The following is a 15,070-nucleotide window of genomic DNA, read 5'->3' as shown; positions in this document are numbered from 1 at the left end:
GAGAAAGCACCCTACCGACTATTGAGTCAGCTGGGTGCTTTTTTATTGACGGCCTTTAACTGACTAATCTTGTTAACTGACCTAAGTTACTGACTCAGCTCACTGAACTTCGGCAAGCTTTTCACAAACCTCTGGTGTACATCCATATAAGTTTGCATATAGATTTCATCGATATTGTCACCACTCGGGAAGCTGGATGAGAAATCTACGTGGTTGCGGTCAATCGACAATTTAGCCGCCTCGACAATATGAGCAATGAACATTCGAGGATCTTCCAAGCCAATAGAGATACGCATTGTCGTCGGTTTGATACCGGCTTCATTGAGCGCTTCATCACTGAGTTCTGAGTGCGTAGTCAGTGCTGGACACAGCGCCACTGTATTGGTTTGCCCTAAACTTACTTGCATGCCGATAGCGGGCTCAAGCATGTCGAAGAACTGTTTGAAGCCATCTCGATTGATTGGCGCACGGTCGCCATTGCCTTCCATATCGATAGTGAAAAGCGCCGCTGGTAGCCCCAAGTACATGTTGTTCTGGCAGTGTTCATAGTTATCACTATCTGGCAAAGCAGGACACGACACATTGATGTCTGGGTGAGCATCAAAGATCTTCGCGAGAGTCAGTGTATTAATCGTTTTTTGCACCACTCGCATCTCATACGTTTTCATACCATTGAGCACTTCAAACGCTTTATCTGCATCTAGGAATGCACCCTTAATGTAGTACACATTCCAAAACAGCGTTTCGTTCCATAGGATTTTGGCCTCATCACCGTTGGGCTTGGTGAAAGTGACCTCCTCTCCTTTTGGAATAAACATGGTCTCGTTGCGGCCAATCACAACTCCAGCGGTTGTGGTGCCAGAACCCGCCAGTTCTTTGGTGTAGGAGTGAATCACATAATCGGGTCTTTCAGCCACATCGTCGCGTTTTAGTACTGGATGCAGCAATGGAGTCCCCACTGTCGAGTCAACCACGAGAGTGACCAGCTTTACTAATGCTAGCAACATCCAACACGTATCCATGCGGGTTACACGGTGACTCTAGGTAAACGTAGATTTTCTTACCCGCAGCGATGCGATCTGCGTATTTATGAGCAACCTCATCAAGGCGCGTCGCAAACTCATCACCGGAGTAACCATCCACCCACTCCACCGCGACATTTAGGTTAGACGGTTTCCCAAACCAATCTTCCAACAACTGGTAAGAACCGCCATAGATATTACGTGAAGCCAAGACTATGTCTTCATGTCCAAGTAAATGGCTCAACAATCCATCAATGGCCGCCATACCCGAATTAAAGTTCCATGCGAGGTATTCGTTGGCTCTAGAGCCTGCCTCAATATCAACCATATGGTTAGCCAGTGAAATCGAGGTTGGGTTAAGCAGTCGAGAATAAATATCGTGCAGCGGTTCTTTACCGTTGAACGCATCTTCAATCCATTCTGTACAGGCAAATAAATAGGTCGCAGTGCGCGTAATAACCGGGCTTGCCGAGAAGATAGCCGCCACATTATCGAAGATAGGATACGCGCCTTTAGACGCAAAGTTGCCATTATTGGTGGCAATGGATTGGTAAGTGGCACGCATCGGGTTTTGCAGGTTATCGAGGATCTTAGCGATCTGGAATGACAGGAAACGTTTGGCGTTAAACCAGGCGATTCGGTCACTCTTGTCGAGTTCTGAAAGTCCATCAACGGTCAATGCCCAAAGGTCGTGAGTCTTGGTATTGGCTTTGTACAGCGTCGTCGCCAGTTCGATAAGCGTGACGCCGTAATCACTGTTTGGATCGATACCAAAGTGCTTTGCTTGCTCAATCGCAAGGGCTTCTGCTTGTTCGTGTTTGGTGGTTTTACGCAGCGGGCTAAGTTGAGTTGAAGTATTCATAATTCCTAAGTCATTCCATGCTTGTTGTTCCTCCTTTAATTTTAGTTTTGTGCTGATGTTAAAAATTGCTATTTGCGAAGTAAGACATACACTTTGAGCAATAATATTGCCAAACTAAACTCAATATTGATGGAATATGCCAATGGACGAGATCGACAAGAAAATACTGGCTGAACTGCAAAGCAACGCTCGGCTCACCAATCAAGAGTTGGCCGATCGAGTGGCTCTGTCGCCCTCTCCTTGCTTACGTCGAGTTCGAGCATTAGAGAAACAAGGGATGATTCGCGGCTATCACGCCAGTGTCGACCAAGAAGCATGTGGCTTACCTGTGAATGTGTTTGTGTTGGTGAAACTTGAAAAGCCGACAGAAGAGAACATGCGAGACTTTGAACAGCACATCGAAGTGATTGACGAGGTGTTAGAGTGCTTTCTAATGACGGGCAATTACGACTACCTATAGCATGTAGTCAGTGAATCACTCAAAAGCTACGAGCAGTTCATCCGTAAGCAATTAACTCGCCTACCCAATATCGCTTCTATAGAATCGAGCTTCTCCTTTGGTCAAGTAAAAACTAAGACCAAGCTGCCAGTGAGATAATTAGAAACGACTTAATTTGTCTGTGCTGAAGGCATTGGATAATCATCTCCAATCATACAGATAAGTGCGCCGCCAAAAGCTTTGTCGTAACGTACTTTTCCGGTCGTATTCGAACTTTCTATATCCGTGTTGCCGTCCACAATCTGATTAATTTCTTGTGCCACTTTTGTTGGTACCAACCATATACAAGCTGCAACAGAGCAAGTGGATGATGACGATTCACAACCTGTCTCGGAGCTTCCTCGTGCCCATTGGCTGCCCTTTTCCTTAAGCAGTAATTGCGTTGCTATGTAATCTGGGTGATCGATGTACTGATCACCACCTATCCATGTATCGCCATAAGGTAGATATGGTCCTCGCCATGTTGATAAGCCCGGATTTTCAATTAAGTGATTGATGTTTAAGTAGCCGAAGTTCGTGTCGGTATCGGAAGTAATAGGAGGCAGAGAGCCATTGTCATGAGAATATTGCTCCGCTGCATCCAAGACAGTATTCAGTTGCCCGATCAAAAATGTTGCCTCATCGACACGGGAAATACGATTACCGATCTGGTTGTAGATAAAAAATGCGGCAATGAGCATGAGTAAACTAAACGATGCAAGTTTCCATTTTTCTATCTGACGCAAAAGTCTTAACATCTATTTTTTATCTCTCATCAAAACGGTTCTAATAACGCTATGGCTTCCCTTATAAGGAAAGATTATACCAGAGTAAAATCAAGCGTTTTGCATTGAAACTTACTTGTCCATGTCTGCGGAAAATAAGCCTAGCTCTAATGTGCCCAACTTCGATTTAGAGCCTCCCTAAAAACAAACAATCATCACACCCGACTTCACTGACTTAACCCTCAAATCAACCTTGTATTGAATTGCTCCGTAAAACAAACCAAAGCGATGGAAATCGATTCGAAGTGATCGTTTTATCGGACTGTCATCTAATTTTTGTACTTTGATATAACAAATAGCTCAAAAATTATTGAGCGATCGTTCAATTATATCAAATTTTCCACTATAGTTGATTGGTCAAACAACTCACAACAAGGAAAAGTTATGAATCCAAATACCGAATCTCAATCAACGCCGACTCGATCTATCCCTCAAGAAGCATTTGATTGGTACGACGAATATGCACACGGCCTGATTGATCGCAGAGAGTTTATGGCTCGTCTATCTGGGCTAGCTGTACTTGGCTTAACCATGACGACGCTAACTTCTGCACTGATTCCTAATTATGCGCAGGCAGAGCAAGTCTCTTTCAATGACCCTTCCATCAAAGCAACCTACGAGAAGTTTCCTTCACCTAAAGGACACGGCGAAGGCTATGGTTACTTGGTTGTACCCAAAGAGTTAGAGGGCAATGCGCCTGTTGTATTGGTCATTCATGAAAATAGAGGCCTCAATCCATACATAAAGGATGTGGCAAGACGACTCGCAGCGGCGGGGTTTATTGCGTTTGCACCTGATGCACTCTATTCGCTTGGCGGGTATCCAGGTAATGATGATGAAGGTCGAACGATGCAGAAGTCGCTATCAAAAGAGAAAATCGAAGAAGACTTTATCGCAGCGGCAAACTTCTTGAAGTCCCATGAAAAAAGTAACGGTAAGCTAGGCGCAGTCGGTTTCTGCTTCGGTGGCTATATCGTGAATATGTTGGCCGCTGTCATGCCAGAGCAACTCGATGCAGGCGTTCCATTTTATGGTACTCCTGCCGCACCAGATTTAAGAAAAAATGTAAAAGGCCCCTTGCTCATCCAATTTGCGGGAATCGATAAACGCGTGAATGCGACTTGGCCAGATTATGAAGCCGAACTCAAAGAGAACGAAGCAGACTACACAGCTTACATCTATGACGGCGTGAACCATGGCTTCCATAACGATTCAACAGGCCGCTATGCTGAAGAAGAAGCAGAGTTAGCTTGGAAACGTACACTTGAGTTCTTTAACCAAAAGCTTTCTTAATAGTTAGCTTTACTGAACCCGTTTTCTTTAGATTCCGAGTGACTGCCCTATTCCCTACAAAACCCAAAAGGCCTCGCACTCGCGAGGCCTTTGTTGGTCGGTAATCAGTTCCTCCCTTTTCCCATTACCAACAATAGGTTTGAGATGTAAACCAAGGGGGTTAGAAGGGGATTGTCGGTCGAGTCTCACGTACAGAAGCCTCGTTGATTCACTGACTTAACCGCTCATCAATGTAACTTCGCTTCAAACAAACCTATTGACCCGATCGCGCAAATAGATAATATAGATAGCTAGACGTCTACATGTCTTTTATTTATTAAATGGAGTTATCATGAACAGCTACAAAAAAATCACAGCATCCCTGTTGGCATTAGCTTTCGTATTCGGTGTAACAGGATGTGGAAAAAAAGACGAGGCTGTCATCAAGATTGGGGCGACAGTTGGCCCACATGCACAAGTTGTACAAGCTGTTGCCAAAGAAGCAGCAAAGCAAGGGATAAACATTGAACTCGTCGAGTTCTCAGACTATATCACCCCTAACGCAGCATTAGATGATGGAAGTATCCAACTGAACAGTTACCAGCATCAGCCATTCCTCGATAACTTTAATGCCAATCACGATAGCCAGTTAGTTTCTATCGGACGTTCAATTTTGATGCGTATGGGCGTTTACTCGAACAAGTACACTTCGCTTGATTCTATTCCCGAAAACGCTCGAATCGCGATTCCAAACGATCCAACGAATGGCGGGCGTGGACTATTACTGCTTGAAGATGCAGGGCTGATCTCATTAAAAGACAACGCTGGTTTCAACGCGTCTTTAAACGATATTGTTAGCAACCCGAAGAACATTCGATTTGTTGAAGTGGATGCCGCGCAGCTACCCCGCTCTCTTGACGATGTAGATGCTGCTGCAATCACCATGAACTATGTAATGTCGGCTGGACTCGACCCTAAGAAACAAGGCATTTACTTAGAGAAAAAAGACGCACCTTTAGCAGTGATGGTTGTTGCGGCGCGAGAAGAAGACAAAAATAATGAAACGTATAAAAAGATTATCTCAATTTACCACTCACAAGAGATCAATGACTTTTTAGACAGCACTTTCAAAGGCACCATCGAAGCCGCAAATTAAGCTAAATCGTTTCAGATTTGGCGTTGCATGATACTCATAAAGCAACGCCAGATTTGAGTTGGCGGGTTGTCGTTGACGCATTCCAGCTTCTTTTCAAATTAGAGAGCAAAGCTTTAGTTACTTGAATGGAGGTTGAAAACCATATCGTCAGAGCAGATTATGTAAGCATAAAATTCAATTAAATCTGGGGGCTTTGCATGAAAAAAGAAGTGATACTTTTTGATATAAACGAAACGGTTTTAAATTTGGAGTCATTACAGCCTAAATTTAAAGCGGTGTTTGGAAAGGAGGATGCATTATCACTTTGGTTTTCAAAGCTTTTACACTCTTCAACGGTTTGCATCGCAACAAACGTAAAATCTACTTTTTCTGAATTAGCGAATGCAGCGCTCAACGCTATTGCACAACGGTACAAGTGTGATTTAACGGCGGAAAGCAAAGGTGCCTTGTTAACTTCTTTTGCCAATCTACCACCGCACACAGATATCAAAGCGTCTTTGCTCAAATTGCGCGAGAACGGGTTTAAAACCGTCGCTTTTTCCAACTCATCCCTCGATCTCATCACTTCTCAAATCAAGAACTCAGGCTTAGAAGATTATTTCGACACCGTCATTTCCGTTGAAGAAACAGGCAGTTTCAAACCCAATTCAGATGTGTATAACTTTGCAGCCGAAACTTTAAAAGAGCCTGTAGAAAACCTTCGTCTTGTCGCTACTCATGATTGGGACACTCATGGTGCGCTATCCGCTGGCTTACAAGCAGCCTATATAGACCGAACAGGAGTTGAGTATCATTCCTTGTATTTGAAACCGGAGATTAGCTCAAGGACGATGAATGGTGTGGTGGAACAAATAATTAAGCACAATTTAGACAAGTAAAATCTCAAGAGACTTTTCTACTCCTGATTCGATACAACCACCCTGTAGTGGTCAACAAATTCCGGACACTGACTTAACCGCTTTGATCAACCTTGTGTTGAACTGCTCTGGTTATAGAGACGCTGTCGGTTACCTAAAAACTGCAGTTACCTAGCAACAAATATAAGCTAGCAACAAATATAAGCTAGAAACTACTGTAAGAATGAGGAACGCGTTTGTCTTCATCCCAGCCTGATAGCTCAATATTGATCAATGATTTGCGCTGCTCATTACACAGTGAAGCGATATTGATGATAGGCAGTTGGCTACGAAACTGCGCTGTAAGGATGACCTTTTTACTTTCGTTAAGGCTGCTTCTGCATTGCGACAAAATCGCTTCAGTATCTAGTTGGTGTGCGTTCTCGATAATTTGGATATCAGCATTCTCTTGATAGCAATCTATCAACCAAGATACAGCAGGCTCTTCTATGCTGGTGAGCACGATGACATCTTTTGTTGTGACCAATTCTTTGAGTTCAGATAGTTTGAGTTCAGTTTCCATAGTTACCCTCATTCAGCAGCAAATACATTAAAGTCGATTGCCCAGTTTAGCCTGTGCTAAGTGGTAGCCTCTGTCGATCATCTCTTGTGAGCGATCAAACTCTAGGGTGCCACAAGCATTGCGTGGGATCTCAAGCGTGATATCGGCGGGGTAAGCGGCCAACTTTTGGCGAGCAATGGTCGATTGCATCGCATCAAACGCTTGGTTGGCAATGTCGTAAGCAGCAAAGTTGAAGCTCATTTTACTTTTTACACTGCTACCGAGATTATCGATAAAGTGAACAACCTTCTCATGCAGATTGCTCTCTTTTGTAGGTAGGGAAACCGGTATCGTTTCCTGTTGAAGCATCTCAGGTTCACCACCTAAGTTCACAGCCAGCGTAAAGTCTGTCTTATCACTAAAGGTAGGCGCAATCGGTACGGGATTGAGCACTCCTCCATCAATCAGCACTTCACCATTAATGACATGTGGAGTGAAGAACAGTGGCAAAGAGATGGAGGCGCGAATGGCGTCAAACAGAGAACCTGATTGCAGCCAAACCTCTTTTTCATCGGCGACGTTAGCGGCAACTGCGGTATAAGGGATGGGCAGATCTTCAATTGAAATCTCGCCGATCAGTCCACGCAGAGTGTCGATGATCTTGTCCCCTTTGAACATACCACTCGATTGCCATGAAAAGTCCAACATCATAGCCATATCCGATTGGTCGATACTGGTGACCCACTCTTCAAATTCATCCAACTTGCCCGCCGCGTAGACACCACCGATAAGTGCGCCAATTGAACAGCCAGAGATAGATTTGATCTGATAGCCATGCTCAATTAACCAACGGATGATTCCAACGTGAACCAAGCCTCTTGCGCCACCACTGCCAAGTACTAATGAGACCGTTTTTGCCATCGTATTAATCCTTTAGTTTTTAATTCTAGGGGAGCTAACTCGCCGATTTACCAATTCGCAGATCTCAACTCACCGAACCACTCTCAGTCCATACGGGTAATGAAGGTTTGCTCGTCATCCACAAAAGCCACATAGTCGCCGTGATAGATAAACACCCGACCACGCCCTTCCACTATACACGCTAGCTGTGGGTTCAAATCTTCTTCAAGATTTTCACTTTGATACGTGCCGGTATCGGTGATCACACCGCGGAGTTTAGGCAAAAATCCATAACTGCGTTTGGCTTGATCAATCAGGCTCAACTCGCTGGCGGTAGAAAAGCAAGCTGGGATTGGGCCTGCATCTTCGATAAACATAGTTTTCAGTTCTTCAAAGGCTGTAATTACCAGCCAGTCGATGCCATTTACGTGATGGATAAACATTGTTTATAAATACCTAGTTTCTCGATAACTCTAATGCGGAGATTCTATCACTATCAAGTGCAGAACGTGGGAGAAATTAAGGGACTACAAATAACCAGACACATACTATCTACAGGGTCTAATACTAGTCGTCCGACTCTACGACTAATGTCTAACCGACTGAGTCTATTTGTTTTTTTTGGTTTGGTATAAGGTACTAACAACTAAATGTTAATGAGTTTTTAATTATAAGTTGACGCATTGTTTGCGCTTCATACCGTGAGTCAACAACGTTTGTTGGAATAACACACCTAAGAGTGTGAACGAAAGGAATCAAAATGAGCACTACTTTAGAGTCCGCACATATACAAACAGAGAAGCCTCAAGCCAATGAGGATGAACTCACCTATGAACAACAACATAAACCAAGCTCAGAGTTTGAATCCCGAGAACAGTATCTAGAACACGAATTGCAAATCATGTCGCCTAAGCGCTGGCGTCCAAATTTGCCGTTTAAAGATTATCGATTTGAGATAGAAGACACCATCCCAGCGATGGCGGCGACCATTGGTAAAGTGGTTATGGTGGGCGCGATTGCAGCCACCTTTGCTGGGGCTCTCGGATTAAATGAAGACTTCATTCTAGAAAACGTTCGTTATGAACTGCTCATCGCCTCTGTTTTCATTATTATTTTCTCTGGCTTTTTATTGCCGACTGCAAACCTCGCAGGGACCCACGGCCCACTTATCCCTTTGATTCCGATTGTGGTTGCAGCAGGTGGACACCCGATGGCGTTTGGCCTGTTGATTGGCGCTTTTGGCCTCATCTTAGCCATCAGTAAAGGTGGCAGCATGTTGGCCAACCTCACCAGTAAAGGCGTGTGTGGCGGCTTATTGCTCTACCTCGGCTTTGTTGGAACCGCCTCTCAAGTGAAAAAGCTTTTCGCTTGGGCTGAAGGAATCGGTATGAGCCACATTGCTTTTGTCGTGATCTTTTGCACCATTATTTTGTACGCATTATTGGAACATTTCCGTAAGCGTTGGCTAGCTGTCCCTCTTAGCTGCTTGCTGGGTGGTACGATTGCATTTGCCATGGGCGCCCCATTTGCTTTCCACACTGAGCCAGGCTTGCCTAACATGAACCCTATGTATTGGTGGGGCGAAGATACAGGTTGGATGCTAGGCCTGCCGACGATTGAACACTTCATGGTGGTATTGCCGTTTGCGATTCTAGCCGTGGCGATGTGGTCGCCAGATTTCTTAGGCCATCAAGTATTCCAAAAGATCAGCTACCCAGAGCGTACCGAAAAAGTACATATGAACATCGACGACACCATGACCACGGCTTCAATTCGTCAAACGTTCGGTTCTCTGCTCGGTGGTACTAACTTTACATCTTCATGGGGTACTTACATCGTACCAGCGGCGATAGCTAAACGCCCTATTCCTGCTGGCGCGCTGCTCACAGCTCTGTTCTGTATCATCGCCGCAGTTTGGGGTTACCCGATGGATTTAGCTATCTGGCAACCTGTACTGTGTGTGGCGCTGATTGTTGGGGTATTTGTTCCATTGCTAGAAGCTGGAATGGAAATGACGCGTGAAGGAAAAACCACACAGTCGGCAGCGATTGTTGTGTTCTCTTCAGCGCTCGTTAACCCTGCATTTGGCTGGGCTCTCACCATGCTGTTAGATAACTTAGGCTTAGTCGGTTGTAAAGAACGTAGTAGTGAACTGAGTAAAATGAGCCGCTGGGTGTTGCCTGGCACTATGTTTATTGTGCTAAGTGGCGTAATGGCGCTGGTTGGCCTTCTACCGGGCATACCAGCGATTATCCCGAGTTTTCGTTAAGCTCGATTAATATTTAGTTTTAGTAAGAACGCAAAAAGGCCTCGCAATCGCGAGGCCTTGTTTTATCTAAGTTTCAATGAACGAGCACCGAAGTAATTGGTGATGGTAAACCACATCAACTCGAGAGCCATTCATCCAGTACTTTGATGAATTTAGGATTAATGAGATAACCGATGGAAGCATGTGGATTGCTTTTCCCGTTGCGAATATTGAGGTTATAAATCGGGTGGATATCTTTCATTCCACCGGGTATTAGATCCAGTTTGAGCATATCCTTGAAGTCATTTTTAATTTTGCTGTCATGAGAGATAAAATCATCTTCTGCCGATATGTTTATCCATTGCTGAATGTTTAACGGGTACTTCTTCTCATCTTTCAAGCGGCTCCCTTTTAGCCTATCTTTTACGTTTTCATCGCCTAACGGGGACCCGAGCGTCAGCAATAAGTTGACCTTCTTGTCTGCACCATAGTCGTGTCTATACTCTCCGTAATGAGACAACTTCCACAGCACGTCATAACTGATCATCGACCCAAGGCTATGAGATACAATCATCACATCATCTTGATTATCAAGCGCTTCCTTAAGTTCAACCATTAGCCTATGCCTGACATCACTGCCAAAATAGGTATCTTCATTCCAATAATGCGCCATGTCCGGTGCGACCTTCGTTATGAGTGTCTCAGCCACACCTAGCGTTCCAAATAGCGATGAAAAAGTATCTGCTAGCGCCTCTTTCAGAAAACCAATTTTAGATACCTTGTTATACGTTGTTTTATTGAACTGGCTTGTCTTGTACTTTTTGAGTTCAGACAACGCTTGCTGACGACTTGCAGGGTCTTCCGTTGGTTTGTCTAACAATGTATTTGATAGCTCACCGTAATAGACAAACCGTTTATCGACATCTTTAAAAGCTTGTAATGAACTTGAGTCTCCACAATCTCGCTGCAAGCCATGTTCTATAGCCTCGTACCAGAGTGCTTGAAGGGAAGCTTTATCGGGCTTTTGAGCGCGACCATGAATGAATATGATTTTCTTAGCCATAGCAGGACGTCCTAAACACATAGTTAAAGTGATTATCAGCAGAAAGCACCTCCTAGATTCGGTCAGCCCTTGCTAATAACAGTGGCGCTAATTACGCATCTAGAGGTGGTTGATAGAGCATTTATATAACTATGAGGCCGTCGTTTAAGGACCATAAACGAGTGAGCGATGCGATCATCACTCGCAAATTGAAAGAATGTAGCTAGCAAAACCTCCAACTCACAAAAAGGCCCCGCAATCGCGAGGCCTTAGTTTTATCTATCACCGATTACATCCATCTTTTAACAACTACAACGCCCTACTTCACTGACTTAACCGCTTTCGTCAACGTTGCGTTGAATAGTTCTAGTAGACCAAAACCTCCCCCTCTAGCTCCCCCTCGAATGGAGTGACCCGATCTCTTTAGATTAACGATCGAGGGGGAGAACATTCTTTGGCGCTGAACATATAGCTGCACTTTTCACGATCGGTATTCAGTTCCTCCCCTTTCCCATTACCAACAAGAGACTGGAGATGTAAACCAAGGGGAGGTTAGGAGGGGATTGTCAGCCTATTTTCGCGTGCAACTGCCCTACTTCACTGACTTCACCGCTTTCATCAACGTTGCGTTGAACTGCTTTGGTTGCTCAAGCATTGGGAAGTGGCCTGAGTCTTCAATTGTATTCGCTTTAGACCTTGCTCAATGTTCAATAACAACGTGCCAAGTCACATTTATACCTCTTGCTAAGTATCTATTTTCAATAGAATTCTTTAACACTCAATAACTAAAGCAAATAATTAACATCGAATAATTATCTTATTTATATAGTTAGTGGTCTAGAAAATGAATAAAACGATACTCGCAGCATCAGTGACTGCATTATTACTCACTGGTTGTACGGTGAGACACGATAGAGAAGCAATGGTAGACAACACTGAACAGGCTTCAGATCTCGATATTTATCAGCATGACAATTACGATCAGTACAGCCAAGCAATGCAAATCATGTATGTTTACACAGAGCGTGAGCCGACTAAGCTAGGTAATGCCGATGTTCTGGCGAAAGATTACTACGATAAAGTAGCAATCAAAAACACGGTCAGTACCACCGCAACCGCAGCCATGTTAATTGGCAACCTGGCATCAAACCTCGATATAGCGACGTTCTTTTTGGGCACGCAAACAGCAGACAAACTTCCTTACGCCTTCAAACGTCAGCACAATATTGCTATCGAGCCTATTGGCGATGATGTCACTTACGACTCAATCTATCGCGAAGACTTAGATCGCTTAAAACAAATGATGAAGCAAAAATATCCGAATGCGGAAATTTTTGAGTTTGAGCAAGATTTTCTCAATGTTAGAAATACAAGTGTCAGCGCAATGGATATTACCAAACCAGAATGTGCCGAGTTTAGACAATCTGCCGAATTTACGCCTGATACCACTTTTGTTGAAGATGAATTAGACCACTGCTTTCTTTCAACACGCAAACCAAACTACTTCAAGAAAATTGTAGAAGGTGAGATTGATTTCATTGAGGGCGTGCCCAAAACAAAACGTTACCTCGTGTATTCTATCTCTGATGAAATGATGGCGACATACGAAGAGCAAAGCCACTTCTATCGTTACGTACCTTACTTCGGTTGGATGAACTCAGCTAAACAAAAAACATACGAAGCTAATCCTGAAAAATTCAAGGCCGATGTAGAGGCAATGAATACATCACCTTACCCATATCTTTACCGCTACTCGGATAATAAGGTATTACTGTTTAAGACAGATGCGACCATATAACCTTTTCAGGTTGAGATATCCCAAGAAACAAAAAGGCCTCGCAATTGCGAGGCCTTAGTTTTATCCGTCGAAAAGTTACAACCGCCCTACTTCACTGACTTAACCGTTGAATCATGAGCCATCAATACCAAGAGCGTGATGTTCAGAATTAAACGTTTCATAGTGTCTCTTTACTTACTTTGGAGGGAACACAGAAAGCGTACCTCTCAATCAATATAGCCACTATAAAGTGGTGAAGCTATTAATTGAACCGAGTGATTACAATATTAAGTTTGAAAATTTTGACTAATTATTATTTTACAGCACATAAAATCGAAATAACCACAAATTAACAGTGGCTTTTACTATAAATACACAACAAAACATATTATTTGTTACTTTATGTACTGTTTATCTGCTACAAAAAAGCAGTGATCACTGCAGCATTATGAGTTTAACACGTTGAAACATATGTTAAATATTTATAGCATGCCTCTTGGTAATTATAATTTCTTACAATAATTTGAGGTTAGGGATAATGTTAAAACGTAAGCAGTTGGCTATTGCTTTGGTCGCATTGATATTGTCAGGTTGTGCAGCGACATATGAATCGGCAGAAAAAGCCTTTCAAGATGGTGAGCATGTTGAAGCAAGAGAATCTTGGCAGAAACTGGCTTTAGAAGGTGATAGCCGTTCTATGCATCGTCTTTACACATCAACAAATCGTCCGTCAAAGGAAGATATTGATTGGCTAAAAAAAGCAGCAGATTCTAATTTGATAGATGCTCAATATGATTATGGCATGTATGCACTTGAACAAGAAAAATATCAAGACGCACACACATACTTAACTAAAGCATCAGAGAGCAAATTAGACCGAGCATCCAGAGTTCTAGAAAAGAACAAAAAGCTGTTCCCACTATGGCTAAAAGCTGAAAAAAGTGACGCTGACTCAATAAAGAAGCTAGGTAAGCTATATTGGGCGAAAAAAGAATATAAGCAATCCCTAAAATGGTATGAACAATGTGTTGATAGCGATACGTATTGCTCTTTCTATATGGGACTTGCTTTTAATAATGGATATGGTGTAACTCAGGATTATCAGAAAGCGATTCATTGGTACTCTAAATCAGCAAAAGGCGGAAACAAGGACTCAGCCAGAAATCTAGCGTGGTTATATGAGAATGGACAAGGTACGAATATAGACAAGGAATCTGCCTTCTATTGGATGTCAAAAGCAGCTTCTTCAGGTTGGACAACCCCAACTTCCGAGTTAGGAAGGTATTATTTGTACGGAATTGGTACTGAAAAAGACACAGATAAAGCATTTAAACTACTATCGAAGGTTGCGAATGAGAGTAAGAACGCTGCATATCATTTAGCTGGGATGTATTTTAATGGCAATGGGGTAAAGCAGGACTATCAGAAATCATTTGACTGGTACTCTATAGCAAGTAAATCAGATTCTGCTGCATCAGATTATTTTATTGCTCAACACTATTATAAAGGGTTAGGTAGAGATAAGAATCTAACACAAGCTTATAAATGGTATCTTCAATCTGCTGAGAAAGGAGATGTTGACGCTCAATTCAGGCTGGGCTGGATGTTAAGTAATGGCGAAGGGGTTACTGCAAATTCAAGACAGGCATTCAAATGGTATAAGAAGGCAGCCGAACAAGGTTATACCGTTGCTCAGAACAACCTTGGTGTTATGTATGCAGAGGGCAATGGAGTAGAAAAGGATGACTATCAAGCGTTTAAGTGGTATCAAAAAGCAGCAAAGCAAGGTGATGATGTTGCTCAAAGTAACTTAGGCATTCGGTATGAATTCGGCAAAGGTGTACGGAAAAGTAATCAACTAGCTGCGTTCTGGTACGCAAAGTCGGCACAACAAAATTACAAACAAGCACAATCAAACCTAAGTGACATACTCAATAAGCTTGGAACCAAAACCGTTCAGATCAAAAAAGCTTCAGTTTATAAAGAAGGTAATTTTGACAGTCAAGAACTGCTGGCATTGCCACAAGGTCAGCGTGTTTATGTTTTGTCCTCTGGAAGTAACTGGACTGAAGTTTATATCCCCAAGAATCACACTATTGGCTACTTAAACAACACTCACCTTTACTGAAA

The 15,070-nt window shown here is 43.1% G+C and carries 11 protein-coding genes and 3 pseudogenes; 7 read left to right on the top strand and 7 right to left on the bottom strand.

Annotation, left to right across the window (positions count from 1 at the left end; all coding sequences use genetic code 11):
- Positions 1–86: 86 nt before the first annotated feature.
- Positions 87–1,884, bottom strand: a pseudogene (locus tag AB4161_RS07865) (PLP-dependent transferase).
- A gap of 142 nt (positions 1,885–2,026) precedes the next feature.
- Here AB4161_RS07865 and AB4161_RS07860 point away from each other — a divergent pair.
- A pseudogene (locus AB4161_RS07860) lies at positions 2,027–2,482 on the top strand (Lrp/AsnC family transcriptional regulator).
- A gap of 11 nt (positions 2,483–2,493) precedes the next feature.
- Here the strand turns inward: AB4161_RS07860 and AB4161_RS07855 are convergent.
- Positions 2,494–3,120 (bottom strand): type II secretion system protein, encoded by a 627-nt coding sequence (locus AB4161_RS07855; protein ID WP_372083138.1) that lies wholly within the window; start codon positions 3,118–3,120, stop codon positions 2,494–2,496.
- Positions 3,121–3,531: 411 nt separating this feature from the next.
- Here AB4161_RS07855 and AB4161_RS07850 point away from each other — a divergent pair, with 411 nt between their 5' ends.
- The 3 genes from AB4161_RS07850 (at position 3,532) to AB4161_RS07840 (ending at position 6,453) form a co-directional block, all read left to right on the top strand.
- Positions 3,532–4,440, top strand: coding sequence for a dienelactone hydrolase family protein (locus AB4161_RS07850; RefSeq protein ID WP_017059076.1), 909 nt, complete (start codon positions 3,532–3,534; stop codon positions 4,438–4,440).
- 331 nt (positions 4,441–4,771) lie between these two features.
- Positions 4,772–5,575 (top strand): MetQ/NlpA family ABC transporter substrate-binding protein, encoded by an 804-nt coding sequence (locus AB4161_RS07845; protein ID WP_017059075.1) that lies wholly within the window; start codon positions 4,772–4,774, stop codon positions 5,573–5,575.
- A gap of 197 nt (positions 5,576–5,772) precedes the next feature.
- The gene (locus AB4161_RS07840; protein WP_017065459.1) at positions 5,773–6,453 is read left to right on the top strand and encodes a haloacid dehalogenase type II; all 681 of its coding nucleotides are present in this window, start codon (positions 5,773–5,775) and stop codon (positions 6,451–6,453) included.
- A gap of 184 nt (positions 6,454–6,637) precedes the next feature.
- Here AB4161_RS07840 and AB4161_RS07835 read toward each other — a convergent pair whose 3' ends face one another.
- The 3 genes from AB4161_RS07835 to AB4161_RS07825 form a co-directional block, all read right to left on the bottom strand.
- Entirely contained in the window at positions 6,638–7,006 is a 369-nt protein-coding gene (locus AB4161_RS07835; RefSeq protein ID WP_032548681.1) for a hypothetical protein, read from the bottom strand.
- Positions 7,007–7,021: 15 nt separating this feature from the next.
- Positions 7,022–7,894, bottom strand: a complete 873-nt coding sequence (locus tag AB4161_RS07830) for a patatin-like phospholipase family protein (protein ID WP_372083137.1) — start codon at positions 7,892–7,894, stop codon at positions 7,022–7,024.
- A gap of 83 nt (positions 7,895–7,977) precedes the next feature.
- Positions 7,978–8,316 carry a cytosolic protein gene (locus tag AB4161_RS07825; protein WP_372083136.1) on the bottom strand — a complete coding sequence of 113 codons (339 nt, stop codon included), beginning with the start codon at positions 8,314–8,316 and terminating at the stop codon, positions 7,978–7,980.
- A 317-nt stretch (positions 8,317–8,633) separates the two neighbouring features.
- Here AB4161_RS07825 and AB4161_RS07820 point away from each other — a divergent pair, with 317 nt between their 5' ends.
- Positions 8,634–10,142, top strand: coding sequence for a DUF3360 domain-containing protein (locus AB4161_RS07820; RefSeq protein WP_017059070.1), 1,509 nt, complete (start codon positions 8,634–8,636; stop codon positions 10,140–10,142).
- Positions 10,143–10,257: 115 nt separating this feature from the next.
- Here AB4161_RS07820 and AB4161_RS07815 read toward each other — a convergent pair whose 3' ends face one another.
- Both AB4161_RS07815 and AB4161_RS07810 read right to left on the bottom strand, forming a co-directional pair.
- A complete protein-coding gene (locus AB4161_RS07815; RefSeq protein ID WP_372083135.1) occupies positions 10,258–11,184 on the bottom strand; it encodes a hypothetical protein in 927 nt (308 codons plus the stop codon).
- Between the two features lie 571 nt (positions 11,185–11,755).
- Positions 11,756–11,842, bottom strand: a pseudogene (locus AB4161_RS07810) (alpha/beta fold hydrolase); the annotation flags it as partial.
- Positions 11,843–12,007: 165 nt separating this feature from the next.
- Between AB4161_RS07810 and AB4161_RS07805 the strand changes: the two are divergent.
- Complete coding sequence (locus AB4161_RS07805; protein WP_372083134.1) at positions 12,008–12,961, top strand: hypothetical protein; 954 nt, start codon at positions 12,008–12,010, stop codon at positions 12,959–12,961.
- 517 nt (positions 12,962–13,478) lie between these two features.
- Positions 13,479–15,068: a tetratricopeptide repeat protein gene (locus tag AB4161_RS07800; RefSeq protein WP_372083133.1), complete on the top strand. Its 1,590-nt coding sequence runs from the start codon at positions 13,479–13,481 to the stop codon at positions 15,066–15,068.
- Positions 15,069–15,070 lie beyond the last annotated feature (2 nt).

This window comes from Vibrio sp. 10N.286.51.E5 (genome assembly GCF_041469125.1).
Lineage (GTDB): Bacteria > Pseudomonadota > Gammaproteobacteria > Enterobacterales > Vibrionaceae > Vibrio > Vibrio crassostreae_C.
The sequence above is the reverse complement of the archived record's forward strand: the minus strand, read 5'-3'. Positions and strand labels throughout refer to the sequence as shown.

Excerpts from the sequence above, each read along its gene's own strand:
- AB4161_RS07855 (WP_372083138.1), bottom strand. The coding sequence starts at position 3,120 with ATGTTAAGACTTTTGCGTCAGATAGAAAAATGGAAACTTGCATCGTTT.
- AB4161_RS07850 (WP_017059076.1), top strand. The coding sequence starts at position 3,532 with ATGAATCCAAATACCGAATCTCAATCAACGCCGACTCGATCTATCCCT.
- AB4161_RS07845 (WP_017059075.1), top strand. The coding sequence starts at position 4,772 with ATGAACAGCTACAAAAAAATCACAGCATCCCTGTTGGCATTAGCTTTC.
- AB4161_RS07840 (WP_017065459.1), top strand. The coding sequence starts at position 5,773 with ATGAAAAAAGAAGTGATACTTTTTGATATAAACGAAACGGTTTTAAAT.
- AB4161_RS07835 (WP_032548681.1), bottom strand. The coding sequence starts at position 7,006 with ATGAGGGTAACTATGGAAACTGAACTCAAACTATCTGAACTCAAAGAA.
- AB4161_RS07830 (WP_372083137.1), bottom strand. The coding sequence starts at position 7,894 with ATGGCAAAAACGGTCTCATTAGTACTTGGCAGTGGTGGCGCAAGAGGC.
- AB4161_RS07825 (WP_372083136.1), bottom strand. The coding sequence starts at position 8,316 with ATGTTTATCCATCACGTAAATGGCATCGACTGGCTGGTAATTACAGCC.
- AB4161_RS07820 (WP_017059070.1), top strand. The coding sequence starts at position 8,634 with ATGAGCACTACTTTAGAGTCCGCACATATACAAACAGAGAAGCCTCAA.
- AB4161_RS07815 (WP_372083135.1), bottom strand. The coding sequence starts at position 11,184 with ATGGCTAAGAAAATCATATTCATTCATGGTCGCGCTCAAAAGCCCGAT.
- AB4161_RS07805 (WP_372083134.1), top strand. The coding sequence starts at position 12,008 with ATGAATAAAACGATACTCGCAGCATCAGTGACTGCATTATTACTCACT.
- AB4161_RS07800 (WP_372083133.1), top strand. The coding sequence starts at position 13,479 with ATGTTAAAACGTAAGCAGTTGGCTATTGCTTTGGTCGCATTGATATTG.